Origin of the sequence: Acinetobacter sp. IK40, assembly GCF_035615075.1 — a bacterium.
GTDB classification, from domain to species: domain Bacteria; phylum Pseudomonadota; class Gammaproteobacteria; order Pseudomonadales; family Moraxellaceae; genus Acinetobacter; species Acinetobacter courvalinii.
The window spans coordinates 379,824-405,364 of sequence record NZ_JANBOE010000003.1 but is presented as its reverse complement, the minus strand read 5'-3'; the positions used below and the strand labels follow the sequence as shown (position 1 = coordinate 405,364).

The following is a 25,541-nucleotide window of genomic DNA, read 5'->3' as shown; positions in this document are numbered from 1 at the left end:
AGTTTGCTGGCGACAATAGCAAGAGTGAACCACCTGATCCCTTCCCGAACTCAGAAGTGAAACCTCTTAGCGCTGATGGTAGTGTGGCACTTGCCATGTGAGAGTAAGTCATCGCCAGCTTTTAAATACGAAACACCCCCAACCTAACGGTTGGGGGTGTTTTTTTGCGCGTGGAATGAATATTAAGTGCAAAAAAGCATTAAATGTTAAGAATATTGATCTAAAGAGCTTATTCTATTTATAAAAATAACAATGAAATGAATCAAATGGCGAAGGAGTTCAAACAATGGATCAATGCGTAGACTCATCCTTTATCTATTCTATTTTTTGGTCAATAATATTAGTTTTAGCAATAGCTAAGCTTAGAAGTGACAATTATATGAGACCATTTCTAATGGAGCTTTATAGTCCGCCTATATTGCTAGCATTCATCATAGCTATGGTATTTACATATTTCTTCTATGAACCTTTACCTGAAACAGAAAGACAAACTATAGGTACACTCTTTAGTAGGCTAACTAATATAATCCAAAAATTTATCTGTACTTTTCACACCACATTTAACATTCTAGGCCTAATTTTGCCATTTATTACCATATATACATTTCTTGAAAAAAATCATCCTCAAATTATTCGATCAGCCAAGAATAGAATTAAAGACTTATTTATGTAGAATTAACTTTGCCCAAGGCTAGTGTGAAGTAGTATTTGAAAATCGTTATCTCAATTGAATTGTAATCCTATTGCCCTGTCTCGTTTCATTAAATTATATAAGAAAAGATACAGGTGCTTTAGTTTAATGAATTCAAGATAGATACGTCACTAAATTTAGGTTTTAATTATGATTGTCACCAAAATATGAGTCGCTACATATGAAACTCAACTCTTTCTCTCCACTGCCTGAAGATGATAATGAACTGCATCTTCCTGAGCTGGTGTATTGGGCATCCTTAGGTGATGTGGAACAGGTCGAGCAACTATTGGCTGAGGGTACAGATCCAAACCAGACCGATGATGAAGGCTATAGTGCCTTACAAGCTGCTGCTGAGAATGATCATCTAGCGGTCGTGAAGCTGCTAGTGAGTAAAGGTGCGAATGTGGCTTATAAAAGCGAATATACGGCTCTACAGCTTGCAGAAATGGCAGAGCATCACGATGTAGTCACATATCTCAAAAGTCTTTAAATCGTAGCTAAAAATGAGAGATAAAAAGAAGCCCCATCATCCTGACGGGGCTTCTTCATATTCAGCTTATGTCGTTGATATCCTATTAACGACCACGTCCTGTGTGTTTTATTATTTTCAATGAGACTTCCTGTCTCTCTATGGTTTATATAATAGGCGAAAAGTTGAGTTCGGGATATTCGCCAATGGCTGCGATTATTGTAGGTTATGGCGTACATCAATCGGGAATAATAAAATGATGAGCGATAAAAAACGGAATCCATAGATTCCGTTTCTGTGTTATCCGAATCTTAGAAATGAACATCTAGACCAATATAAGGACCTTTAAAGTTAAATTTAAGATCATTCTTTTCATAGTCATCTAACTTGATATCCAGAATACGGTAGCCTGCTTTCAAGCCTACATCGACCAGTAAATTGTCGATAAAGTTGTATTGTAATTCTGCTTGCGCATCGGTAATTTTAGTATCATTAAAGTTACTATATAAGAGTTCTGCTTTGGCACTTAGACCAGTAAACGGCAGTTTTATCCCCGCCGATCCATAGATCACTGGTACCGTTTTATTGATATCGGTTTTGCTGATATTCAGAGTTTTGACATCGCCATTTAAGTTGGTTGCACCTAAACCGACATCTGCATTTACAATCGTGTCTAAAATTTCATAATATAAAATAAAATCGGTATGATCGATGTTGAGGTCGTAAACTGGTTGACCTGCGACTTCCTTTTCTGTTTGTGATTTTAAATTTACATAGCGAATTTTTGCATTAGGAATCAATGGAATAGGATGTTCAAATGCAAGTGAGATCTGAGCTGAACCTTTACGATCTAAATTTTCTTCAGGCGCTGAAAGACCTGCGTAAGGATTTAATAATAGGTCATTTTCACCTATTTGATTTGATAATGATGAAGTATTTGATTTTGGTTGAACTTTTGCTTTGCCATCATAAAACCAATAACTTGCATCTGCTTTTAAACCAATAACGTCTGCTTGTGCCAGGCCACAAATGCTCGTTCCTAAAGCCAACATTGATATTTTTAATAATTTCATTGCATTATCCTAATACATATCGAAAACAGTAATGAATTGTTGTGAATTCACCTATGAATGGGCGAATCATATAGTGATCTGGTTAAATATGCAGTAGTCTAATTTTAAATTTTTATAAAGGAATAAATAATAATGACGGATAAACAAAGTGTGATGGATTATCCGCTTTATGTGGCTGGGAAAGCGGTCACAACAGGACAATGGCTAGAAGTCCATGATAAGTATAACAATACCGTTTATGCACGAGTGGCATTGGCGGATGCTAAAGTACTTGAAAAAGCCATAGCGGCTTCGGTGAAGGCAGAAGCTGAGATGGCAGCCTTAAAACCGTTTCAAAAACAAAAAATATTACTGCATTGTGTAAAGCGTTTTAATGAACTGCGGGATGAGCTGACTGAGATCCTGATTGCAGAAGGTGGTAAGCCACGGGGTGCAGCAAGTGCTGAAGTAGAACGTTTAATTAATACTTTTCAACTGGCCGCAGATGCGGTGACACAGCTTGAAGATGGGCAATTAATTCCTTTGGCGGTGACACCCGCTGCCACGCATTTTCGTGGCATGGTCAAACATGTGCCGATTGGTGCAGTTTCGTTAATTAGTCCGTTCAATTTCCCTCTCAACCTGGTGGCGCATAAGATTGCACCTGCGATTGCTGCGGGTTGTCCCTTTGTATTGAAGCCGGCCAGTTTTACCCCAATCAGCGCCTTAAAGATTGCAGCCGTATTGGCTGAAACCGATTTGCCGAAAGGTTCGTGGTCGATCTTGCCTTGTAATCGTGAGGCAGCGGATATTTTGGTGACCGATGACCGTTTTAAACTCCTCAGCTTTACCGGTTCTGATCAGGTCGGTTGGGAGATGAAAGCGCGGGCAGGACGCAAGAAAGTGACGCTGGAACTTGGTGGCAATGCCGCAGTCCTGATTGATGCAGATACAACCCTTGATGATGCCTTGATTGATCGTCTGATCAGTGCTGCTTATGGGCAGGCAGGGCAAGTCTGTATCAGTGTACAACGGATTTTAGTACATGCCGATCTTTATGCCGAGCTAAAAAAGAAACTGATGGCTAAACTGAAAAAGATTAAGGCCGCTGATCCTGCTTTAAGCACCACATTGGTTGGCCCAATGATTAAAGAAGCGGAAGCATTAAGGCTAAAAAAATGGATTGATAAGGCGGAGAAAAAAGGTGCAAAAGTGCTGCTCGGTGGCAGTTTACAAGGTGTCTTGTTTGAACCGGTGTTATTGGAAAATGTCGATGCCAAGCTAGAAATTTATAAGGATGAAGCGTTTGGCCCCGTAGCCATTTTAGAAAAATTTAAGCAATTTGAGCAGGGCATTGCCACCATTAATCAAAGCCGTTTCGGTTTGCAGGCAGGCGTCTATACGCAAAATCTGAATAACATGCTGTATGCGTGGGATCACTTACAGGTGGGTGGCGTCATCATTAATGATGTCCCGACATTCCGCGTTGACAATATGCCCTATGGTGGAGTCAAAGATTCAGGTTTGGGCCGCGAAGGCATCCACTCAGCTATCCGCGATATGCAGGAACAAAGACTTTTGGCAATTAAACAATAGAGGAGGAAAAGTGTGGTGAGGATTTGGCTTGCCTGTTTTATGTACTTGATTTTTATAGATTGACTGCAAGGTCAAATTTACAGGCAGTTGAAAAATAATCAGTTGTTCTGAAAAGTTGATATTTTCTTGCAGAATTTACAGTAAAAAGAAATAAAAACAGGTATTGTTCGGCTATTAAAAGCAGAAAAACAATGCCCAATCTTTAAGGAAGATGGTTTGGTTTTTTGTTTGTTTGGTCTTGAAAATAAGAAGCTCACAAGGTTGAAAGTTCATCCAAACAAAACAAGATTTTTTATGGCATTTTCATGTCTGTTGGATAATAAAAAACTGAAAGCAGCATGGAAGGTCAGCAGGACAATTTTAGGTGTTATATGGCAGATTCTCGTGAAAACTGGACATCACGATCTGGTTTTATTATTGCAGCTGTTGGTTCAGCTGTAGGTTTAGGTAATATCTGGCGGTTCCCGTATGTTGCTTATGAAAATGGCGGCGGAGCGTTCCTTATCCCTTATTTACTGGCGTTAATTACCGCTGGTTTACCTCTTTTATTTTTAGACTATGCCACAGGTCACCGTGCGCGTAACTCTCCACCCAAGGCCTATCGTGCCTTATTCAAAGGGGGCGAGACGCTGGGCTGGTGGCAAGTCTGTGTCTGTATTATCATCGGTTTATATTATGCCAGCGTACTGACCTGGGCGGGGAGTTATGTGTACTTCTCGATTGGACAGGCATGGGGCAGTGACCCGGAAAGCTTCTTCTTCAATACCTATTTGCAGACCTCAAAAGCATCAGGATTTGATCTCAATTTTGTGAGCCATCTGTTCTGGCCAATCGTGGGTATCTGGGCACTGACTTTAATCATTCTGTATGGTGGCGTTAAAAAAGGCGTTGAATTATCCAATAAGATTTTCATGCCGCTATTATTCGTATTATTTACAGTGCTTGTGATTCAGGCATTACGTTTACCAGGTGCGGCTGAAGGCTTAAATGCATTCTTTACTCCGAACTGGGCTGCGATGATGGATTATAAAGTCTGGTTAGCAGCTTATGGTCATACCTTCTTCTCGCTGTCTGTTGGTTTCGGGATCATGGTGACCTATGCATCTTATCTTAAACCAAAAACCAACTTAACCGGTTCTGGCCTGATCGTTGGCTTTGCCAATGCATCAACTGAAATTCTGGCAGGTATTGGTATCTTTGCTGCACTAGGCTTTATGGCCCATGTGGCAGGTAAAGAAGTACAAGATGTCGTAAGCGGTGGTATCGGTCTGGCATTTATTGCTTTCCCGAAAATCATTTCAAGCTTGGGCGCAGGTGCTGACTTATTCGGCTTACTGTTCTTCTCATCACTCTTCGTTGCGGGTATTTCTTCAATGGTGAGTATTCTGGAAGTGCCGATCGCAGCAATGCAGGACAAGTTGAAATGGAGCCGTAGCAAAGCTGTGACCATTATTGGTGGCGGTAGTGCGCTGGTTTCAGTGATTCTGTTCTCAAGCGTGAATGCGATCAAACTGGTGGATATCGTCGATCACTTTATCAATAACATTGGTATTGTCGGCGGTGCACTGGTTTCAATACTTTGTATTACCTGGTTTAAGCGTTCTGCCTTGCTGGAGCTGCGTGATCATATCAACCGCATTTCAACCATTCAACTGGGGAAAGGCTGGGCATTTACTTTAACCGTAATTACCTCTCTCATCTTGTTAACCACCTTAAGCATGACGGTGTTTAATCTGGTGAAAAATGGTTACGATAGTTATAGCATGAGCTTACAAGGCTTATTTGGCTGGGGCAGTGTGATTTTCTGTGCTGTTGTCGCTTTTATACTCAGCAAAGTAAAAGATCGCTAGGAGAAATACAGATGAATACTTCGGCAATTATTATGATGGTTATTGCGATGCTGTTTGTTTGGGGAGGATTAGCATTATCCATCCTCCACCTGATGAAACATCCAGAAGAACTTGATGATGTTCTGGAAGAAGTCAAAGATCAGCACACGCTTTAAAACAGATTTAAAAAAAGCAGGCCTCAAGCCTGCTTTTTTATTTTGATTAAGCTCGTTTTTTAATTCGGCAATAATAGAAACCATCGCCGGATTGCGCCGAAGGCAGCAACTGACGACCATGGGTCTGTTCAATGCCCCAATCCGCATCAATTTTGATTTCTTCAGCATCGGCATGTTCAGCAAAGAAAGCCGCCATTTGTTGCTCATTTTCAGCTTTGAGAATCGAACAGGTGATATACAGCAAGGTACCGCCCACTTTGAGTTGTTGCCACATCTGCTGCAAAATCTGTTGCTGTAAGGCCACCGTTTGCGCGATATCGGTTGACTGTCTGAGTAGACGGATATCGGGATGACGACGAATCACACCTGTGGCAGAACAAGGAGCATCCAGCACGATACAATCGACGGGTTCTGCTGCCTGCCACGTGGTCGCATCAGCGGTCACAATCTCAACATTGTTCTGGCCGAGGTCAAGACGTTCCAGATTTTCAGACACACGTAATAAACGTTTGGCATCATGATCCAGCGCAATCAGTTTTTGAGGATTAAAGCGCTCAAGAATGTGTGCAGTTTTACCGCCGGGTGCAGCACAGGCATCAATCACCACCTGACCATCTAAGTTCGGTAATAGCGTTGCGCACAATTGGGCATGTTCATCCTGAACAGAAAAACCACCCTCTTCAAAACCCGGTAAATGGGTAATATTGCCCGTTTGCTCCAAAACAATCCCGACATCTGAAAGTGTGCAAGGACGAGCATCAATCTGCTCTTCATCCAAAATCTCTAGATATTCGTTACGACTGACTTGGCGTTCATTGACGCGTAGGGTCAGTGGTGCGACTTGTTTTAAGGCTTGGCATAGAGACTCTGCTTGCTCAGGCCAATCTTTTTTAAGTCGCTTGAATAACCAGCTTGGTAAGCCATGGGTATGATTCAACGCGGTTTCAAATTCAGCTGTTTCACGTGAAACACGGCGCAGAATCGCATTGACCAAACCACTCATTGGCTCAAAACCGAGTTGCTTGGCCGCATTTACCGTTTCTGAAATCGCCGCATGCACTGGAATACGCGTACATAAAATTTGATATAAACCAAGATATAAACAACTTTCTAGCGCTTCATTGTCTAATGGTTTTGTCAGCAAGGGTAAGGTAATGGCTTTTAAAGAAAACCATTGGCGTAAACAGCCTAAAGTCAGTTCGTGATATAAACCACGGTCACGTTCAGAAACGATATTGATATGTTGATTCAGAACAGAAGACAAAGATTGCCCATTTTGGACGGCCAAAAGTGTTTTGACCACTTGTGCACGTAGATTCAAATTTTTTGTAGATGATTGGCTCATGGGAGAATTTGTCCAATATGTAATTTTTGGGTTTGGGCAATTTGCACTGGATTTAAGGCTTTAGCACCTGGCCATTGCAGACTGGTGAGGCACACCGCGGTATTGTCGCCACACGCCACATGTACGCCTTGTTTATCGATCGCCAGGATTTCGCCGCTTTGTGCATCAGCTTTTTGATGCTGAGAAAGCATTGAACCCCACACACGTAAGGCATTGCTTTCATCCAGTTGAATAAACGCCACAGGCCACGGATTGAAGGCACGGATATTACGGTCGATTTGTACCGCATTCTGGTTCCAGTCAATACGGGCTTCTGCTTTCACCAATTTGTGTGCATAGACGGTCAGGGCTTCATCTTGTACTTCACGTTTTTCAATGAAATCCTGCAAACTCTGTTCTGACTCAAGCACGGTACAAATCGCTTCGGCACCTTGATCGGCCAGTTTATCGTGCAAGCTGGCAGAGGTATCTTCTGCGGTGATTGGACAATAAGTTTTATACATCATGTCGCCGGTATCCAGACCCGCCGCCATTTGCATGATGGTGATGCCTGTTTCTGCATCACCTGTGGCAATGGCACGTTGGATTGGTGCAGCCCCCCGCCAGCGTGGCAGTAATGAACCGTGGATATTTAAACAGCCATATTTCGGCGTATCTAAAACCGCTTGTGGCAAGATCAGGCCATAGGCCGCAACCACCATCACATCGGCACCAAGCGCTGCCAGTTGTTGGCGAGCTGCCAGACCTTCTTCTGTCGATGCTTTAAAATTCAAAGGCTGATACACCGGTAAACCGTGCTCAAGTGCCAATTGTTTCACAGGGGATGGCGTTAATTTTTGCCCACGGCCGGCTTTACGGTCAGGTTGGGTATAAACCGCAATGATCTGGTGGGATGTTTTTAATAATGCCGCCAATGCGGTTGCCGCAAATTCAGGCGTACCAGCAAAAATGATTTTCACAAAGACAATCCAACTAAAACTTGCTGCAAATTATAAGCGAAAAAGTGATGAGTCCCTAATCAGACGGCTTGAATTGCTTTTGTATAAAAAAAGATAGGCCTATTGGTCATCTGTTAAACGATAACTTGTAGTATGATGCAGAAAGCTCAGTATCATTTCGCCAGAGCGAATGTCCTATTCGTCTCGAGCACAAACTTGTTGGGAATACAAAATGCCTGATTATCGTTCAAAAACATCAACACATGGAAGAAATATGGCGGGCGCGCGTGGTTTATGGCGTGCGACCGGTATGAAAGATGAAGATTTTGGCAAGCCTATTATTGCGGTGGTCAACTCATTTACCCAGTTTGTTCCCGGTCACGTGCATCTCAAAGATTTAGGTCAACTTGTTGCGAGAGAAATTGAAGCGTCTGGTGGTGTGGCAAAAGAATTTAATACCATTGCCGTCGATGACGGGATTGCCATGGGCCATGACGGGATGCTGTATTCACTGCCATCACGTGATTTGATCGCCGACTCGGTGGAATACATGGTCAATGCCCATTGTGCCGATGCCATGGTCTGTATTTCAAACTGTGACAAGATCACCCCGGGAATGCTGATGGCAGCAATGCGCCTGAATATTCCGGTAGTGTTCGTGTCTGGCGGACCAATGGAAGCGGGTAAAGTGAAGTTCCGTGGTGATGAAAAGGCCATTGATCTGGTTGATGCCATGGTGGTTGCAGCTGATGAAAGCTATACCGATGAAGAAGTACAGGCTTTTGAACGTTCGGCATGTCCAACCTGTGGTTCATGTTCAGGCATGTTCACTGCGAACTCGATGAACTGCTTAACCGAAGCATTGGGTCTCTCTTTACCGGGGAATGGTTCAATCGTGGCAACCCATGCCAATCGTGAGAAACTATTCTTAAAAGCGGGTCGTTTGGTGGTTGAACTGGCGAAACGTTATTACGAACAGAATGATAACAGCATTTTGCCGCGTTCAATTGCAACCAAAGCGGCGTTTGAAAATGCCATGACACTGGATATTGCAATGGGCGGTTCAACCAATACCGTATTGCATCTGCTTGCAGCGGCGCACGAAGCCGAAGTTGATTTCACTATGGATGATATCGACCGTTTGTCTCGTCAGGTTCCGGTATTGTCCAAAGTTGCACCGGCAAAACAAGACGTGCATATGGAAGATGTACATCGTGCGGGCGGCATCATGGCGATTTTGGGTGAGCTGGATCGTGCCAACTTGCTGAATACGTCATGCCCAACCGTGCATGAACCAACACTAAAACATGCTTTGGACAAGTGGGATATTATCCGTACCGAAGATGCGGATGTTTATGAATTCTATCGTTCCTCACCGGGTGGTATTCCAACGCAGGTGGCGTTCTCGCAAAACCGTTACTACTCAACCTTAGATGGTGACCGTGAAAAAGGCGTGATTCGTAATGCTGAACATGCCTTTTCTAAAGATGGTGGTCTGGCGGTGCTTTACGGCAACATCGCTCTAGATGGCTGTATCGTCAAAACCGCAGGTGTGGATGAATCCATCCTGAAATTCACCGGTACAGCACGCGTGTTTGAAAGTCAGGATGCGGCAGTAGAAGCCATTCTGGATCATAAAATCGTAGCAGGCGATATCGTGGTGATTCGCTACGAAGGCCCACGTGGTGGACCGGGTATGCAGGAAATGTTGTATCCAACCAGTTACCTGAAATCCAAAGGTTTGGGTAAAGACTGTGCCTTGATTACCGATGGTCGTTTCTCGGGTGGTTCTTCAGGCCTGTCGATTGGTCACGTTTCTCCAGAAGCGGCTGAAGGTGGTGCAATTGGTCTGGTTGAAGATGGTGATACCATTCAGATTGATATTCCAAACCGTACCATTCACTTGGATATCGATGATGCCACCATGGCGCATCGCCGTACGGTTCAGGACGCCAAAGGCTGGCATCCTGCGGAAGAGCGTAAACGTAAAGTGTCTAAGTCATTGAAGATTTACGCAATGCATTCGACCAGTGCTGCTAAAGGCGCAGTACGAGTTTTGTAATCCCTTTGAGTCCCTCTTTCAATTAAGGGGGACTTTTGTCTCATTTTATAAGATACTGAACATACTTATTGGCTCACCTGTTCTGGCTCAGGTTTGAGTAAAATTTATCCATTTTGCATTTTATGACCATTAGAGGCTATCGACATGTCTTTGTTACGTCGTTGGTTTGATCCCATACGATCGAGTTGGTTCTATCAGAAACCTTCTCGTCAGGCGGAATTACCTACGGAACAGGGTTTAAGTATTTACCTGCGTCTAGACGATGTGTATAGCTATCTGGCAGTGCAAGAGCTGGATCAGCTCAATGAGATCCTCAGTGATGAACTCAAACCGCTAAAAGTCATTATTTCGAGGCAAGATGCCGAGCCTCCGAATGGCATGTCCAAGCAAGACTGGCAAAGCTATTGCTTAAATGATGCCAAAATCCTGGCCAAGCAGCATCGTTTTGGTTTTGATGAAACCCCAGAAATACCGAGTGCAGAAGCCTTACAACAAGCAGAAACAATTCTAAGAAATACCCCGCTCAGAGAACAAAACTTTTTACATTTGCTCGAAGATGTCTTCCACATGTTGTGGCAGCAGCAATACGGTAAATTGCGTACCTTATATGCAATGGCCTCCCAGCATCAGAAACCACAAGATTATCCCGAACGTATTTTCAAAGACGTGCCTGTGATCGCCAGTTATTTTGAATTTGGTGAACGAAAATATCAGGCTGTTGATGACTTGTTACGTCTGACACGCCGTTTAAAACAGCAGAAACTCCTGACCGGAAATCCCATTTTCCTGATCAATCATATCGAGTGGCGTGAGCATCTTATTAATGATGCCGAGGCATTGGCCGAAGTCCAGGCCTTGCATCCGGAACTGGATCTGTATATTGCGCTTGAAGACCCGATGAGCTGGTTATTATTGGCGTATATTCAGGAAGAACTGGCTAATTATTATAATATCCAGCTGAAGGTATATCCGCTGAGCTATCACGGTCGGGACTGGTTTGACTGGGGCCTGGCAACTCGTGTTTCCAAGCGAACCCAGGTCGCATTTACCCCGTTCTGCCGACCAACCAGAGAAGCCACCTATGAAATGGCCCGACTGTTTTATAGTGTGCCTGAAGAGCAGCAAGTGGATTGTATCCATGAAATTCTGGAAGCGGTATGGACACAGGGCAAAGACCTGTCATTTAAAGCCCATTTTCAACGGATGCAGAGACGTCTGGACATTGCGCAGCTCACTGAACAGGATATCGACGCACAGTTAAAGCAAAATGATGAAGGGTGCCAGCAGAAGCATCAGCCTGATTTTCCTGTATTGGAGTTACGGATTGATGGACATAGCTATGTCTTCAATAGCCTGTATCGGGTCTGGATGATTGAAAGCATTCTCAGTAACGTACTGGAAGAAAGATATAAAATGGCCTCAACTTTTGATTGAGGCCCACTCCCAAAAATAAGAATAGGGCAAGCCACGGTTTTTCCGTAGCATAGCTTCGATGCAAAATCGGAGTTAAAGCGTGACTTTTCTAGCCATTATTATCGTGGTCTTTGCCTTTGCCGGCATGATTAAAGGCATGATCGGACTGGGCCTGCCTGCGGTCTCTATGGGACTACTAACCATTGCCATGAGTCCGTTTCAGGCTGCTTCCTTACTGATTGTGCCGTCGATGGTCACCAATATCTGGCAACTGTTTGCAGAAGGACGGGTCTGGGCCTTTATCCGCCGTTTCTGGACGTTACTGGTTGGAATCGTGGTAGGGTCGATCTGGAGCTTTTTACCGACCCTAAGCCAGAGTCATGGACATAGCAGTGAGATTTTACTGGGCTGTATGCTGGCGTTATATGGACTGTATGGTCTCTGTGTGAAAAGACTGCCTCATCTGGCGCAACATGAGCGCTGGTTATCACCTATCGTCGGTTATATCGGCGGTGCAGTGACCGTTGCCACAGGGGTGGTGATTATTCCGGTGGTGCCGTATTTGCAGTCCTTACATTTGAAACGGGATGAACTGGTACAGGCCTTAGGCTTGACCTTTACCGTTTCCACCTTCTGTCTGGCTTTTTTCCTGCATCACAATCCGATGGAGGGAATCACGCTGGATTATCGTCTGTCTGCGGTGGCTTTAGTTGCTGCTTTATTGGGGATGTGGCTGGGTAAAAAAATCCGTTATCAACTTAACGAGCAACGTTTTCGCCGTTTATTCTTTATCGGATTGATGGCCTTAGGTCTATATATGATTGCGCATTAAGGGCATTCAGCAAGATGGGCGATGTTGCATTAAAAACTCAGCAAATTGTTGATAAGCATGCGGGAGCTGAGCGAAATCCTGTGCCGCTAACAGCAGTTTACGGTTGGCCCAGGCGCCATGTAATTGTATTGCATAAAAATCATAATCTGGCTGTAAACGTTGTGCCGCACGCGCGGGCATAATCGCAATACCGACCCCTTTGGCGACAACCTCGGCAATGGCAGAAAAGTTAGGTAAGCGTAGCCGGTACTGGATATTGAAACCCAATAGCTTGGCTTGCGTTTCAATCGATTGCTGTAAAGAATGATGCGGCATCAGGCCAATAAAACCATAAGCTAAGGCATCGACCAGATTCAGCTGTATTTGCCGGGTCAAGGCATGATGAGCGGGGCAGATCAGCACCAATGGATCACTGGCAAACTCCTGTGTTTGCAAATGACGGGTATCAAAGAAGCTGGAGACCAGTCCTAGGCGTGCCACACCTTGAGTCAATGCTTCAACGATTTCAGAACTTTCTGCTTCATGTAGGTCGAGATTGATCTCGGGATGTAGCATCAGATAGTGCGGTAACAGCGGTGGTAAATATTCACTCTGTGCCGACGAATTACACCATAAGGTCAATGATTCAGGTGCCGTGGGTCGAAAGCGTTGCATGTCCTGTTCAAGCAGATCTTTTTGCTGCATCAGCCGTCGGGCATGCTCAGCCAGGGCATGGCCCGCAGTGGTCAGCTCAACACCTGAGGTCTGCCGAATAAATAACGGTGTTGCAAAATAGTGTTCGAGTTTTTTAATTCGTTCGCTGGCGGCTTGCAGGGAAACGGCAGAAAGCTCGGCACCCTTGGTCAGGCTGCCTGTCGAAACAATATGCAGAAGCAGTTGTAAATCAAAGAAATCGAAACGCATGAGCGGAACGTATTGAAATATAAACAGCCATCATACTAAAACTAAGCAAGATAAAGATAGGGGAGCCGTTCAAGACGGAAAAAAGGCAGCTTGCGCTGCCTTGAAGATTTTTAGTTTTTATCTTTTAAACTGAACAACAGGTTCAGGAAAATTGCTGCAAAAGTTGCCGTCCCGATACCGCCGAGATTGAAGCTACCAAATAACAATTCAAAGTTACCCGCCCCTAAAATAATGGTGACTGAAGCCACGATCAGGTTTTTATTGTTGGAGAAGTCGACTTTATTTTCGATCCAGATTTTTGCTCCGGCAATGGTGATCAGACCAAACACCACAATAGATGCACCCGTGAGTACTGCATTGGGAATGGTACTAATGACGGCACCAAACTTAGGTGAAAGACCGAGGATAATGGCAAAGATACCTGCAATCACAAACACCAGTGTTGAGTAAACGCGGGTAACTGCCATCACTCCGATATTTTCGCCATAAGTGGTCATACCGGGTGCACCCACACCGCCGGATAAGGTGGTTGCGACACCATCTGCAACAAAGGCTTTACCCAGTTGTGGCGTGAGATTTTCACCGGTCATTGCACCAACAGCCTTGATATGGCCCAGATTTTCTGCCACCAGAATCAGGGCCACAGGGGCAATGATCAGAATGGCATTCAAATCAAAAGTCGGATGCGAGAAGCTCGGAATACCAAACCATGGCGCCGCTGAGATCTGGGAGAAATCAATCGGCTTGCCATAACCCAGACCATTGCTGGCAATGGCATAAATGGCATAGGCAATTAAAAGGCCAATCAAGAGCAATAAACGTTGTAATAGCCCTTTGGTAAAGACCGCAATGATGCCCATGCTCAGGACCGTAGTTAATGCCATCCACATTTCAAAAGGCTGACCCGCAACGCCTTTAATGGTTACAGGCGCAAGATTAAGACCAATGATCATCACGATTGCACCAGTGACCACCGGTGGCATCAGTTTTTCGATCCAGCGGGTTCCTGTCAGCATCACCGCAAAGCCGATCAGGGCATATACGATACCGCAGACCACAATCCCGCCCAGTGCGACGGACAGGTTTGGATTTGCACCTGAACCGGTAATATGACCCGTTGCCGCTGCCACCACGCCAATAAACGCAAAACTTGAGCCTAAGTAGCTTGGAACACGTCCACCGGTCATAAAGAAAAACAGGATGGTACAGATGCCTGACATTAAAATGGCAAGGTTCGGGCTAAAACCCATCAATAAAGGTGCAAGTACGGTTGAGCCGAACATGGCAAATGCGTGTTGAACCCCCAGCACCGCGCTTTGTAAGGGCGGTAAATATTCATTGGTCGCAACAGGGCGATGATCGACCGTCCCCTGATACGGCTGCCATTTTGGAAACCAACTGGACATAAATTAGACTCATGATTTGATATCAGCGCGTATGATACCCTGTCTTAAAACGAGCTTTCACCTATAAGTCCTTGAGAGGATTGCCACAATACACTCTTAGAGCTTGAATTTTTACCTTTTGGTAAAATCTACTTCAAATTAAGCTAGTGGAATTATTATTTATTTTGTCTGGACAATTTAAAAAATTAACTCTTTTATTTTTAAAATAATTTTAAAAACTTTTTCAATTTTTTTTATCGCAATGGCATCTTTTGCCAATCTGGCCATCAACAGAAACGATTTCTGCGGATGGCCCTCTGAAAATGGCACTTAGCCCGTGTTACGCAAGCCCGCTGCAATACCTGCAATGCTGACCATCAAGGCATGATCCACTGGACTATGCTCGGTTTGATGCTCTGCCAGATACAGGCGACGACGTTTCATCAACTCGGCCTGTAATAAATGCAAAGGCAACAAATACGGTTTACGTACCTGCATCGATTGATCCAGTACCTCATTATTGCTCAGCAGTTTAGATTCACCTTTCAGGCTCAGCAGGGTATCGACTGCATTTTGCAGACGTTGGCGCAACTCGACACCAAGCACTTTTAAGTCCTGATCCTGGGTCAGATGCGATTCATAATACAGCGCGATATTGGCATCGGATTTGGACAGTACCATTTCCAGCATATCAATCAGCGTCTGGAAATAAGGCCATTGTTCCAGCATCTCATCCAGCGTGTTTTTGTGTTGTCCATGCACCTGATTGATGGCAGTGCCGGTGCCCAGCCAGGCTGGTAGCATCAGGCGAATCTGGGTCCATGCAAAGACCCAAGGAATGGCACGCAGCGATTCAATCCCGCCACTGACTTTGCGTTTGGCAGGACGAGAACCCAGCGGCAGCATTTGTAATTCCAGTTCAGGGGTTACGGTACGCAGATAGCTGACAAAATTTGGATTTTCACGCACGGTTTGACGATAGACCTGTACCGATAAATCCGTCATCTGGTTCATCAGGTCACGCCATTCTTGTTTCGGTTCAGGTGGCGGTAACAAGGTTGCTTCCAGAGTTGCTGCAGTATAGATTTCCAGATTTTGCAGGGCGATCCCTTCCAGACCGAATTTAAAGCGAATCATTTCACCTTGTTCGGTAACACGGATCGCACCTGAAATCGAACCCGGTGGTTGCGAGAACAGTGCTTGCTGTGTCGGTGCACCGCCACGGCTAATCGAACCGCCACGGCCATGGAACAAGGTTAATTGCACCCCATGCTGCTGGGCAATCGCGGTCAGTTCTTCCTGAGCACGATATTGTGCCCAGTTCGCCGACATAAAACCTGCATCCTTGGCGGAGTCCGAGTAGCCAATCATGACTTCATGCTTGCCTTGGATATGCTGTTTATACCAGTGCATATTGAACAGGGTATTCATGGTTTTGGCGGCACCGTCGAGATCCTTCAAGGTCTCGAATAAAGGCACTACACGGAGCGGCTGCTGGATGCCTGCTTCTTTTTGCAGCAACAATACTGCCAGTACATCACTTGGATATTCCGCCATGGAAATAATATAGGCACCGAGACTCTCAGGTGGCTGTTCGGCCAAGGTGCGCATGGTGGCAAACACTTCCAGTACATCGGAATGCTGGATCAGGCTGCCTTCAGGCTCATTAAAAAACTTTGGCAGTAAGGGGCGCTTACTTTGCAGTTCCTGAATCAGGAAGTTCTGGCGGGCCTGCTCGGTCCAGGATTCAAAATTACCCAGACCCAGATATTCGGTAATCGCGGAAATGGCCTGGCGATGGCGACCTGATTCCTGACGGATATCCAGTTTGAGTAGCTCAATACCAAAACAGTTGACCCGATAAATAAAGTCGAGTAATTGTCCGTTGGCGATCTCAGCCAGATTACAATCCATCAGTGAGCGGTAGCACAGCAGTAGCGGCGCCAACAATTCATCTTTGGTTCTGATGATGTTGCTGTCATCGGCATCTGTGCCTTGCAGGCGATGGGCCAGCCATGAGCGGGTGGCTTTTAAACGTTCACGGGTTTCGCGTAAATATTCACGATAGGGTTCCGGATGCTCATAGCCCAGTGCCTGAGTCATTTCAGCGGAACAGCTTTGAATGGACAATTCCCAACGTAGATTTTCGATATCACGCAGATAGAGATCAGCTGCTTGCCAACGCGATAACCACAGGACTTCTTGCGTGACTTGATGGGTCACATTCGGGTTGCCATCCCGGTCTCCGCCCATCCATGAAGCAAAGCGGATCGGTGCAACATGCAGTGGCAGACTTTGTTCACAATGCTGCTGGGTCAGTTCATTCAGTTCACGGACGAATTTAGGGACCGCATTCCAGAGGGATTGCTCAATCGTGGCAAAGCCCCATTTGGCTTCATCGACTGGGGTTGGGCGGTGTTGACGGATTTCATCGGTCTGCCAGGCTGAACTGATCAATTGCTTGAGGGTGGCAATGGTTTGCTGACGCTCTTTCGGGGTCAGCTTTTGCTGATCTAATTGAGAAAGGCAATCGGTAATATCATCATATTTTTGAATTAAGGTACGACGGCTGACTTCGGTCGGATGGGCCGTCAGCACCAGTTCAATTTTTAAATCACAGATTTGCTGAAACAGTTGTTGTGCATTGATCTGCTGGTTTTTGAATTTTTCAAACAAATGCGGCAGCGGATTTGGGCTGGGCGCGTGCTCATCAAACTCGGCCTGACGGCGGCTGCGCACCACATGGTACTGTTCCGCAATATTGGCAAAGTTCAGAAAGTGAGAGAAAGCACGGGTCAGCGGCAGAATCTCTTCATCTTTTAAACCGAGGAACAATTGTTCTAGCTGTTTTTCTGCTTCGATCTGGCCGTCACGTGCACCTTTAGCCAATGCCCGAATTTGCTCAATCTGATTAAACAAATCTTGCCCAGCATGTTGCTTTAAGGTCTCTCCGAGTAAATTGCCGAGTAAGCGGACATCTTCACGTAGTGGAGCAGTGATTTGCTGAATCATTCTAATTCTCCTGTTGTTCTCATCCGACTATAGCGCGATTGAAGGACAATCCAAGAGCAGAACGTAAAAAAATGTGAAATTTCTCTAAACTTTAGTCTGATATTTAAGCAAAAAAATCTCGATGGCATGCTCAATCATCTGATCGATTTCATCTGCTGTGGGCACAGGTGCTAAACCGAGCAATACCTGCTGATGACGGATCCCGAGCATCAGCGAAATGATCAGCTCGGTTTGCTTGATGGGTTCATCTGCCTGAATAAATTTAAAGCCGATGGCCTGTTCAAAAAAATCACACCAGACATGGCACATGCGGGTATGTGAGGCATCAAAAAACTGTCGGGTTAAGGGGCTTTGTTCTGCTGCCAGTTCAAACAGCAAACAATCCAGTTTTAGTGCTTCTGGTAGATAAATAATACTTAAGGCACGCTGACACATCAGAACCAAAGCTTGTTTAAAATCAGAATCCGCCGTCAGCTGAAACTGTTTGGCCCGAATCGATTCTTCGCAGCTTTCCTCAATCGCGCACATAAACAGATTGTTTTTATCCTGAAAGTGGTTATACACCGTCAGTTTGGTGACACCTGCCTCTTTGGCAATCTGGTTCATGTTGGTGGCGTGGTATCCCATTTTTAAAAAAATAGATTTTGCGGCCTGTAAAATCTTGGCTCTTTTTTCTAAATCTTTGGGGCGGCCACTATGGATTTGCACGTTATCTTTCTCTTTTCATGAATTTAAAAATCAAGCAGATAGATTTATTTTTTAATTAATGTACCTGTGAGTATATTAATTAAAAAATAAACAATCTATGATAATGCTCATATCACGCCTTAAAAATCAATTTGAATAAGAGCGCAAACAGATGAAGCAGATCAATCCTATCATATTGGGCTTACTCATTGTCAGTAGTGTCGTCCTCAGCGCCTGCCAGAAAGAGCTTCCCAAGACCGAGGAAATTCCTTATGTCATGGTGGCCCAGCCGAGTGGTAACCATGTTGATCAAAAGAGTTATGCCGGGGATGTTCAGGCCAGACAGCAAACCGCTTTGGCCTTCCGTGTCGGGGGACAGGTGACCGAACGTTATGTTGATGTCGGAGATCGGGTCAAAGTTGGACAGGTGCTGGCAAAACTGGATGTCAAAGATGCTCAATTGCAAATGAATGCGGCCAAGGCACAGTTACAAAGTGCACAGGCCGCTGCAAAAATTGCTGCAGAAGAATATCAGCGTTATCAGCAGTTATTACCGGTCAATGCAGTGAGCCGTTCGCAATTTGATGCGGTCAAAAATCAGTATGAATCCGCTCAGGCAAGCTTGCAGCAGGCCAGTTCTAACTATGAAGTATCCTTCAACCAGACCGGTTATAACCAGCTGATCTCGAATAAAAACGGGGTGATTACCCAGCGTCAGATCGAGATTGGACAGGTGATTGCCGCAGGACAGGCCGCTTACCAGTTAGCCATTGATGGTGAACGCGAAGTGGTGTTTGGTGTACCTGAACAGGCGGTCAGCAGCATTAAAGTGGGGCAGCCCGCATGGGTCACCTTGTGGTCACAGCCAGATGCACGTTTTGCTGCCAGAGTGCGTGAGGTTTCGCCTGCAGCCGACCAGTCCCGGACCTTTACCGTCAAAGTGTCCTTACTGGAAGGACAGTCCAGTATTCAGCTGGGGCAAAGTGCGCGGGTGTTCTTTGTCGCACAGGACAATAATGTACTGAGTGTGCCTTTATCCAGTGTCACCGCCAATGATCAGCAAGCCTATGTCTGGGTGGTGAATAGCAATCAAACCATTCGTAAAGTCCCAGTGACCTTAGGCACTTACGGGCGTGATAGTGTACCTGTTCTTGCCGGCTTAAAAGCCACGGACTGGGTCGTGGTCGGTGGCGTACATTTGTTACGGGATCAGCAAAAAATTCATCCCGTCGATCGTGATAACCGCGATATTCAAGTTAAAACGGGAGGTTAAACATGAAATTTAACCTTTCAGAATGGGCACTCAAAAATAAGGGCATTATCCTTTATTTTATGCTGTTGCTCGGCATCGTCGGCATCATGTCCTATTCCAAACTGTCCCAGAGTGAAGACCCGCCATTTACCTTCAAGGTGATGGTGGTACAGACCTACTGGCCTGGCGCGACAGCCAAAGAGGTCTCAACGCTGGTGACGGATCGAATTGAAAAAGAGTTGATGACTACAGGGCAGTATGACCGCATCATGGCCTATTCACGTCCAGGTGAGTCCCTGGTGACCTTTGTCGCCAAAGACAGCCTACCGTCCAGTGCCATTCCGGATGTCTGGTATAACGTGCGCAAAAAGGTCAATGATATTCGGACCCAGTTGCCAAGCGGTGTGCAGGGACCATTCTTTAATGATGAATTTGGCGATACCTTCGGCAATATCTATGTACTGACTGGCAAAGACTTTGACTATGCGGTAATGAAAGAATATGCCGACCGTTTGCAACTGCAATTGCAACGGGTCAAAGATGTCAGCAAGGTTAATCTGGTCGGTCTACAAGACCAGAAAATCTGGATTGAACTGTCCAATACCAAGGCCGTGCAATTAGGTGTACCGGTCACCGCGATACAGGAGGCCATCCAGAAGCAAAACGACATGGCGGGTGCCGGTTTCTTTGAAACGGGCACGGATCGTATTCAGATCCGGGTCAGTGGACATTTACATAGTGTCGATGACCTGAAAAAAATGCCGTTACTGGTCGGTGACAGAACCATTCAACTGGGTGATGTTGCCGAGGTTTATCGTGGCTTTAGCGAACCTGCACAGCCACGCATGCGTTTTATGGGCGAGAACGGGATCGGGATTGCGGTGTCGATGCGTAAAGGCGGCGACATCATTGCATTGGGTAAAAATCTCGAAACTGACTTTAACCGCCTGCAAAAAAGCCTGCCTCTGGGCATGAAACTGCAAAAAGTGTCTGATCAACCTGTGGCGGTACAACGCAGTATTCAGGAATTCTTAAAAGTTCTGGCGGAAGCGGTGATCATCGTTTTACTGGTGAGTTTCTTCTCACTCGGTTTCCGTACCGGTTTGGTGGTGGCGCTGTCCATTCCACTGGTTTTAGCCATGACCTTTGCCGGCATGAACCTGTTCGATGTGGGACTGCATAAGATTTCACTGGGTGCCTTGATTCTGGCGCTGGGGCTGCTGGTGGATGATGCCATTATCGCAGTTGAAATGATGGCGATTAAGATGGAGCAGGGCTACAGTCGACTCAAAGCCGCAGGTTTTGCCTGGCAAACCACGGCTTTCCCGATGCTGACAGGCACCCTGATTACAGCTGCAGGTTTCTTGCCGATTGCCACCGCTCAATCGGGGACAGGTGAATATACCCGTTCGATTTTCCAGGTGGTAACCATTGCCTTGATCGTGTCATGGATTGCCGCCGTGTTATTTGTGCCTTATCTGGGGGAGAAACTCCTGCCTGATTTCACCAAGCAGCAACAGCAAGCGGCGTGGTATGTGCGCTTGTGGGCAAGATTGCGCAAGCAACCTGCACCTATTGTGGAGGCGCATGGCCAACAGCATGATCCTTACCAATCCAAGTTTTATCAGTCGTTTCGCCATGTGGTCGAAATCTGTATCACCTATCGCAAAACCGTGATTGCCGTGACCGTCGGGATTTTTGTGTTGTCGGTGGCGATGTTTAAGCTGGTGCCACAACAGTTCTTCCCGCCATCCAATCGTGCTGAAATTCTGGTGGACTTAAAACTGGAAGAAGGTGCCTCCCTGACCGCGACAGAACAAGCCGTACATAAAGTGGAACAATTCCTGTCCAAACAAAAAGGCATTGATAACTATGTGGCTTATGTCGGCACAGGTTCACCGCGTTTCTACTTGCCTTTGGATCAGCAACTGCCGCAAGCCAGCTTTGCCCAGTTTGTGGTGCTGGCCTCATCTTTAGATGATCGGGATGAAATCCGTCGTTCTTTAGACACACAAATCAAGCAGCTATTACCTCAAGTGCGTACCCGGGTGTCGTTACTGGAAAATGGTCCGCCTGTGGGCTATCCATTGCAGTACCGGGTCTCAGGTGAAGATCTGGCAACGGTTCGGGCCGAGGCACAAAAAGTGGCCAAAGTCCTGAGTGAAGACCCGAATACCACCAATGTGCATCTGGACTGGGGCGAGCCAAGCAAAATCATTGCGATCGACATTGATCAGGATCGTGCCCGTCAAATGGGGGTGTCCAGTGTTGATCTGGCCAATTTCCTCAATGCCTCGGTCACGGGCTCGGTGATGAATCAATATCGTGAAAAACGTGAGTTGATTGAAATCCGCTTGCGTGGCGATCAATCGGAACGGGTTGAAGTGGCGTCTTTAGCGAGTCTGGCGGTACCGACCAGTAAAGGCAGCACTGTGCCACTGGCGCAAATTGCCACAATCGAATCCCGCTTTGAAGAGGGTTTAATCTGGCATCGTAATCGCCTGCCAACCATTACCGTTCGCGCGGATATTCGCACGCATTTGCAACCTGCCACTGTGGTGCAACAGCTGGCAGACAAGATGCAGAGCTTACGTGCAGACCTGCCAAGTGGTTATTTACTGGAAGTGGGCGGCACAGTTGAGGAGTCGGCCAAGGGACAAAACTCGGTCAATGCCGGTATGCCTTTATTCCTGGCCGTGGTGATGACTTTATTAATGATCCAGCTACGCAGCATGTCACGCGCGACCATTGTCTTGCTGACCGCACCATTGGGTTTGATCGGGGTGGTGGCATTCTTGCTGCTGTTTAATAAACCTTTCGGTTTCGTGGCGATGCTCGGTACAATCGCATTATCAGGCATGATTATGCGTAACTCGCTTATTTTGATTGATCAGATCGAGCAGGATATACAGGCGGGACATGTGTCATGGGATGCGGTCATTGATGCCACCATGCGCCGTTTCCGTCCCATTGTCCTGACCGCACTGGCTGCGGTACTCGCGATGATCCCGTTATCTCGCAGTATTTTCTTTGGTCCGATGGCCGTTGCGATTATGGGCGGATTGATTGTTGCGACCTTATTAACCCTGTTTTTCCTGCCTGCACTTTATGCAGCATGGTTTAAGGTTAAAAAAACAACATAACTATCGTAATTATTTTGTGAATAAAGGTGCGAAATATTGAAAATTTCAATATAGTAGCACCTATATTTTAAGACCAAAAAATAATTGAATTTCATTGCATGACAAATTTTGCACAATGCTGTGAATGAGGTGATATAGAGCATGGGGCAAGACAATATTGAGCAGCATCGCCGCTATGTGGTGATTTCTTACGTGTTCATGTTTCTTGCATTATTTACAATCGTGTTTGCAGTGTTTGCCTACCTGTTAGCACGAAAAGTTGCGATTGTGGATAATGCTGAAGTATGGATACATGCGCATGCACTGTGGATTATGCGTAATGTGCTGTTATTTATCTTGATGGCCTTTTTTGCTGCCTTATGGTTTATTCCATTATTCTTTTTTGCGTGGGACAGCGCACTCTGGGTGACTGCAATGACCGTTGCAGGTGTGGTCTTCAGTTCGATTGCCTGGTTATTTTTATTGAATGCATGGCTAAAAGGCATTGCCAAGTACTTTAAAAATAAAGCAGTTTTTTAATTTTACTGCTTTTTTATTGAATTAGACCTTGTAAATTTATCGTACAGCCCCTATTAAGGCTCTGTTGACTTTAGAAATAAAAAGTCGGCAGAGCCTATTTGTTTTTTTAGATTTGAATAAATTCCGTGAGGAGCATCGCCAACCATGGCTAAACGTGATTATTATGAGGTTTTAGGCGTTTCGAAAACCGCAAGTGATGATGAGATCAAGAAAGCCTATCGTAAGTTGGCGATGAAGTATCATCCAGACCGTAACCCTGACAACGCAGAAGCTGAAGAAAAGTTCAAAGAAGCGTCTGAAGCCTATGAAGTGCTGTCTGACGGCGAAAAGCGCAGCATGTATGACCGTGCTGGGCACAGTGCCTTTGAAGGTGGCTTCGGTGGTGGCGGCTTCGGCGGTTTTAGCGCAGAAGACATTTTCAGCCAGTTTGGTGATATTTTCGGCGGTGCGTTCGGTGGCGGTGGCCGTCAGCAACAACGCCAACGCCGTGGTTCAGACCTGCGCTATGTGATGGAACTGACGCTCGAAGAAGCGGTTAAAGGGGTGAAAAAGACCATTACCTTTACTGCGCCAGCGCCATGTGAAACCTGTGATGGTAAAGGTTCTCAAAATCCGAATGATGTCGAAACCTGTCGAACCTGTCATGGTGCAGGCCAAGTGCGTATGCAACAAGGTTTCTTCTCGGTGCAGCAAACCTGTAGTACCTGTCGTGGTCAAGGTAAAATCATCAAGAACCCATGTAAGAGCTGTCATGGTTCAGGCGTTGCAGATCGTCAGCAAACACTTGAAGTTACCATTCCTGCAGGCGTGGACAATGGCGACCGCGTACGCTTAACCGGCAAAGGTGAAGCGATCCGTGATGGTCAGGCCGGTGATTTGTACGTTGAAGTCGTGGTACGTGAACACGAAGTCTTCCAGCGCGATGGTGCGGATCTTTATATGGACGTGCCAGTCAGCATTGCAGATGCGGCTTTAGGTAAAGAAATTGAAATCCCGACCTTAGAAGGCCGTGTTAGCTTGAAAATTCCTGAAGGTACACAAACGGGTAAACTGTTCCGCTTACGTGGCAAGGGCGTTCGTCCGGTACGTAGCAGCATGGTCGGTGATTTACTCTGCCGTATTGTGGTAGAAACGCCGGTGAACCTGAACAGTCGCCAACGTGAATTGCTGAAAGAGCTACAAGCCTCTTTTGATGGGGATGGTCATGCTTCATCGCCAAAGAAAAAATCATTCTTTGATCGCCTGTTTGACTAATTGGCATTCATAAAAAAAACCTGCTACGGCAGGTTTTTTTTATGGGAAATTTTTAGCGCAAGCACAGAGTTTTGCTATAGTAGCTGAATTGTTTAAATAAAAGACTGGGAAAAATTATGTCAACTTCTCCACGCATTGGGATCTTGGGTGCAGGCGGACGCATGGGGCGTATTCTGATTCAAGCGGTACAACAGGCAGGTTACCAGCTTGCAGCCGCAGTGGAACGTCCGGAAAGCAGTCTGGTGGGTGCAGATGCAGGTGAGCTTGCAGGGATTGGCAACATCGGCGTCAAGATCGTGGGAAGTTTGAGTGAAGTATTGAAAGACTGTGATGTGGTGATTGACTTCACTGCACCGGATGCCACTGAACAGCATTTGAAGCTGTGCCGTGAAGCGGGTGTGGCCATGGTGATCGGGACCACGGGGATGTCAGATCAACAAAAGGCATTCCTTGAAGAAACTGCAACCCATACCCCGGTCGTGTACGCTGCCAATTATTCAGTGGGGGTCAATGTTTCGATTAAATTACTGGAACTTGCAGCCAAAGTATTTGGCGATACGGTGGATATCGAAATCATTGAAGCGCATCATCGCCATAAAGTGGATGCACCGTCAGGTACTGCATTCATGATGGGTGAGGCGATTGCCAATACTTTAGGCCGTAACCTGAAAGAGGTGGCGGTATATGGACGTGAAGGCTATACCGGCCCGCGTGACCGCCAGACCATTGGTTTTGAAACCATTCGTGGCGGTGATATCGTCGGTGAACATACGGTGATGTTTATTGGTGAAGGTGAACGTGTTGAAGTGACGCATAAAGCCACCAACCGTATGAACTTCGCTTCAGGTGCGGTTCGTGCAGCAGCCTGGGTAGTTGGCCGTGAAGCGCGTAAATACGATATGAAAGATGTTTTGGGCTTTAACGAGATTGAAGTATAAAACGTTCCTTTTGGGTACTATAAAAGAGCTTGTTGAGCTTTC

The 25,541-nt window shown here is 45.9% G+C and carries 19 protein-coding genes and 1 rRNA gene; 13 read left to right on the top strand and 7 right to left on the bottom strand.

Annotation, left to right across the window (positions count from 1 at the left end; translation table 11 throughout):
- Nucleotides 1–5 precede the first annotated feature (5 nt).
- Nucleotides 6–120, top strand: a 5S ribosomal RNA gene (gene rrf, locus MSG93_RS08230).
- Nucleotides 121–872: 752 nt separating this feature from the next.
- Complete coding sequence (locus MSG93_RS08225) at nt 873–1,184, top strand: ankyrin repeat domain-containing protein (RefSeq protein WP_324621327.1); 312 nt, start codon at nt 873–875, stop codon at nt 1,182–1,184.
- A gap of 290 nt (nt 1,185–1,474) precedes the next feature.
- On the opposite strand, the gene MSG93_RS08220 is transcribed toward MSG93_RS08225, so the two are convergent.
- Nucleotides 1,475–2,236 (bottom strand): TIGR04219 family outer membrane beta-barrel protein, encoded by a 762-nt coding sequence (locus MSG93_RS08220; RefSeq protein ID WP_324621326.1) that lies wholly within the window; start codon nt 2,234–2,236, stop codon nt 1,475–1,477.
- Between the two features lie 132 nt (nt 2,237–2,368).
- Between MSG93_RS08220 and MSG93_RS08215 the strand changes: the two genes are divergently transcribed.
- The 3 genes from MSG93_RS08215 (at nt 2,369) to MSG93_RS08205 (ending at nt 5,816) form a co-directional block, all read left to right on the top strand.
- Nucleotides 2,369–3,811, top strand: a complete 1,443-nt coding sequence (locus MSG93_RS08215) for an aldehyde dehydrogenase family protein (RefSeq protein ID WP_324621325.1) — start codon at nt 2,369–2,371, stop codon at nt 3,809–3,811.
- Between the two features lie 371 nt (nt 3,812–4,182).
- Complete coding sequence (locus tag MSG93_RS08210) at nt 4,183–5,661, top strand: sodium-dependent transporter (RefSeq protein WP_005282160.1); 1,479 nt, start codon at nt 4,183–4,185, stop codon at nt 5,659–5,661.
- An 11-nt stretch (nt 5,662–5,672) separates the two neighbouring features.
- Nucleotides 5,673–5,816 (top strand): methionine/alanine import family NSS transporter small subunit, encoded by a 144-nt coding sequence (locus MSG93_RS08205; RefSeq protein WP_005282163.1) that lies wholly within the window; start codon nt 5,673–5,675, stop codon nt 5,814–5,816.
- A 46-nt stretch (nt 5,817–5,862) separates the two neighbouring features.
- Here the strand turns inward: MSG93_RS08205 and rsmB are convergent, their stop codons facing one another.
- Together rsmB and fmt are read right to left on the bottom strand one after the other, a co-directional pair.
- Entirely contained in the window at nt 5,863–7,161 is a 1,299-nt protein-coding gene (gene rsmB, locus MSG93_RS08200) for a 16S rRNA (cytosine(967)-C(5))-methyltransferase RsmB (RefSeq protein ID WP_324621324.1), read from the bottom strand.
- Nucleotides 7,158–8,120, bottom strand: coding sequence for a methionyl-tRNA formyltransferase (fmt, locus tag MSG93_RS08195; RefSeq protein ID WP_324621323.1), 963 nt, complete (start codon nt 8,118–8,120; stop codon nt 7,158–7,160). Before fmt ends, rsmB begins: the two co-directional genes overlap by 4 nt.
- Nucleotides 8,121–8,331: 211 nt before the next feature.
- Between fmt and ilvD the strand changes: the two genes are divergently transcribed.
- The 3 genes from ilvD (at nt 8,332) to MSG93_RS08180 (ending at nt 12,406) form a co-directional block, all read left to right on the top strand.
- Nucleotides 8,332–10,161: a dihydroxy-acid dehydratase gene (ilvD, locus tag MSG93_RS08190; protein WP_324621321.1), complete on the top strand. Its 1,830-nt coding sequence runs from the start codon at nt 8,332–8,334 to the stop codon at nt 10,159–10,161.
- Between the two features lie 144 nt (nt 10,162–10,305).
- On the top strand, nt 10,306–11,595 hold the full coding sequence (locus MSG93_RS08185; protein ID WP_324621320.1) for a hypothetical protein: 1,290 nt from the start codon (nt 10,306–10,308) through the stop codon (nt 11,593–11,595).
- Nucleotides 11,596–11,674: 79 nt separating this feature from the next.
- Nucleotides 11,675–12,406, top strand: coding sequence for a sulfite exporter TauE/SafE family protein (locus MSG93_RS08180; RefSeq protein ID WP_199973459.1), 732 nt, complete (start codon nt 11,675–11,677; stop codon nt 12,404–12,406).
- 6 nt (nt 12,407–12,412) lie between these two features.
- Here MSG93_RS08180 and MSG93_RS08175 read toward each other — a convergent pair whose 3' ends face one another.
- The 4 genes from MSG93_RS08175 to MSG93_RS08160 all read right to left on the bottom strand — a co-directional run bounded on the left by MSG93_RS08175 (nt 12,413) and on the right by MSG93_RS08160 (nt 18,414).
- Nucleotides 12,413–13,309: a LysR family transcriptional regulator gene (locus tag MSG93_RS08175; RefSeq protein ID WP_324621319.1), complete on the bottom strand. Its 897-nt coding sequence runs from the start codon at nt 13,307–13,309 to the stop codon at nt 12,413–12,415.
- A gap of 110 nt (nt 13,310–13,419) precedes the next feature.
- A complete protein-coding gene (locus MSG93_RS08170; RefSeq protein ID WP_005228124.1) occupies nt 13,420–14,715 on the bottom strand; it encodes a solute carrier family 23 protein in 1,296 nt (431 codons plus the stop codon).
- A gap of 309 nt (nt 14,716–15,024) precedes the next feature.
- Nucleotides 15,025–17,706 (bottom strand): phosphoenolpyruvate carboxylase, encoded by a 2,682-nt coding sequence (gene ppc, locus MSG93_RS08165; RefSeq protein WP_032873300.1) that lies wholly within the window; start codon nt 17,704–17,706, stop codon nt 15,025–15,027.
- Nucleotides 17,707–17,790: 84 nt separating this feature from the next.
- Nucleotides 17,791–18,414, bottom strand: a complete 624-nt coding sequence (locus MSG93_RS08160) for a TetR/AcrR family transcriptional regulator (RefSeq protein ID WP_005228121.1) — start codon at nt 18,412–18,414, stop codon at nt 17,791–17,793.
- A 151-nt stretch (nt 18,415–18,565) separates the two neighbouring features.
- On the opposite strand from MSG93_RS08160, the gene MSG93_RS08155 reads away from it, so the two are divergent.
- The 5 genes from MSG93_RS08155 (at nt 18,566) to dapB (ending at nt 25,499) form a co-directional block, all read left to right on the top strand.
- On the top strand, nt 18,566–19,666 hold the full coding sequence (locus MSG93_RS08155) for an efflux RND transporter periplasmic adaptor subunit (RefSeq protein WP_324621318.1): 1,101 nt from the start codon (nt 18,566–18,568) through the stop codon (nt 19,664–19,666).
- A 2-nt stretch (nt 19,667–19,668) separates the two neighbouring features.
- On the top strand, nt 19,669–22,788 hold the full coding sequence (locus tag MSG93_RS08150) for an efflux RND transporter permease subunit (protein WP_324621317.1): 3,120 nt from the start codon (nt 19,669–19,671) through the stop codon (nt 22,786–22,788).
- A 141-nt stretch (nt 22,789–22,929) separates the two neighbouring features.
- Nucleotides 22,930–23,307 carry a hypothetical protein gene (locus tag MSG93_RS08145; protein ID WP_005282195.1) on the top strand — a complete coding sequence of 126 codons (378 nt, stop codon included), beginning with the start codon at nt 22,930–22,932 and terminating at the stop codon, nt 23,305–23,307.
- 144 nt (nt 23,308–23,451) lie between these two features.
- Nucleotides 23,452–24,561 carry a molecular chaperone DnaJ gene (gene dnaJ / locus MSG93_RS08140; protein ID WP_324621316.1) on the top strand — a complete coding sequence of 370 codons (1,110 nt, stop codon included), beginning with the start codon at nt 23,452–23,454 and terminating at the stop codon, nt 24,559–24,561.
- Between the two features lie 116 nt (nt 24,562–24,677).
- Complete coding sequence (dapB, locus tag MSG93_RS08135) at nt 24,678–25,499, top strand: 4-hydroxy-tetrahydrodipicolinate reductase (protein WP_324621315.1); 822 nt, start codon at nt 24,678–24,680, stop codon at nt 25,497–25,499.
- Nucleotides 25,500–25,541 lie beyond the last annotated feature (42 nt).

Excerpts from the sequence above, each read along its gene's own strand:
- MSG93_RS08225 (WP_324621327.1), top strand. The coding sequence starts at position 873 with ATGAAACTCAACTCTTTCTCTCCACTGCCTGAAGATGATAATGAACTG.
- MSG93_RS08220 (WP_324621326.1), bottom strand. The coding sequence starts at position 2,236 with ATGAAATTATTAAAAATATCAATGTTGGCTTTAGGAACGAGCATTTGT.
- MSG93_RS08215 (WP_324621325.1), top strand. The coding sequence starts at position 2,369 with ATGACGGATAAACAAAGTGTGATGGATTATCCGCTTTATGTGGCTGGG.
- MSG93_RS08210 (WP_005282160.1), top strand. The coding sequence starts at position 4,183 with ATGGCAGATTCTCGTGAAAACTGGACATCACGATCTGGTTTTATTATT.
- MSG93_RS08205 (WP_005282163.1), top strand. The coding sequence starts at position 5,673 with ATGAATACTTCGGCAATTATTATGATGGTTATTGCGATGCTGTTTGTT.
- rsmB (WP_324621324.1), bottom strand. The coding sequence starts at position 7,161 with ATGAGCCAATCATCTACAAAAAATTTGAATCTACGTGCACAAGTGGTC.
- ilvD (WP_324621321.1), top strand. The coding sequence starts at position 8,332 with ATGCCTGATTATCGTTCAAAAACATCAACACATGGAAGAAATATGGCG.
- MSG93_RS08185 (WP_324621320.1), top strand. The coding sequence starts at position 10,306 with ATGTCTTTGTTACGTCGTTGGTTTGATCCCATACGATCGAGTTGGTTC.
- MSG93_RS08175 (WP_324621319.1), bottom strand. The coding sequence starts at position 13,309 with ATGCGTTTCGATTTCTTTGATTTACAACTGCTTCTGCATATTGTTTCG.
- MSG93_RS08170 (WP_005228124.1), bottom strand. The coding sequence starts at position 14,715 with ATGTCCAGTTGGTTTCCAAAATGGCAGCCGTATCAGGGGACGGTCGAT.
- ppc (WP_032873300.1), bottom strand. The coding sequence starts at position 17,706 with ATGATTCAGCAAATCACTGCTCCACTACGTGAAGATGTCCGCTTACTC.
- MSG93_RS08155 (WP_324621318.1), top strand. The coding sequence starts at position 18,566 with ATGAAGCAGATCAATCCTATCATATTGGGCTTACTCATTGTCAGTAGT.
- MSG93_RS08150 (WP_324621317.1), top strand. The coding sequence starts at position 19,669 with ATGAAATTTAACCTTTCAGAATGGGCACTCAAAAATAAGGGCATTATC.
- MSG93_RS08145 (WP_005282195.1), top strand. The coding sequence starts at position 22,930 with ATGGGGCAAGACAATATTGAGCAGCATCGCCGCTATGTGGTGATTTCT.
- dnaJ (WP_324621316.1), top strand. The coding sequence starts at position 23,452 with ATGGCTAAACGTGATTATTATGAGGTTTTAGGCGTTTCGAAAACCGCA.
- dapB (WP_324621315.1), top strand. The coding sequence starts at position 24,678 with ATGTCAACTTCTCCACGCATTGGGATCTTGGGTGCAGGCGGACGCATG.